This window comes from Paraburkholderia sp. SIMBA_054 (assembly GCF_046534875.1).
Lineage (GTDB): Bacteria > Pseudomonadota > Gammaproteobacteria > Burkholderiales > Burkholderiaceae > Paraburkholderia > Paraburkholderia hospita.
Genome location: NZ_JAWRXV010000899.1, coordinates 1 through 267 on the forward strand (window position 1 = coordinate 1; position 267 = coordinate 267).

Genomic DNA, 267 nt, shown 5'->3' on the forward strand with positions numbered 1-267 from the left:
TGCAGCGCAGAACGGTGGAGCGGGTGATCGCCTCACGATCAGGCGCATGCAGCAGATAACAGTGGCGCTCGCCAAACGTGTTGCGCACCTCAGCGAGCAACGCTCGCAGGCCGCCATCGCGGTCGTGGCAAAACCAGAATGCGATCGGGTTGAACGCATAGCCGAACACGCGCGGGAATGCTTGCAGCCAGATACGGCCATCCGCTTCGTGCAGGCCGGCGGCACGTAGTTGCGCCCGCATCCATATTGCGAGATCGCTGCCGTCGC

Annotated in this window: 1 protein-coding gene; it reads right to left on the minus strand. The window is 63.7% G+C overall.

Annotation, left to right across the window (positions count from 1 at the left end):
- On the minus strand, nucleotides 1-267 hold a 267-nt coding region (locus tag SB822_RS57735), incomplete at both ends, for a DUF1365 family protein (protein WP_410859190.1).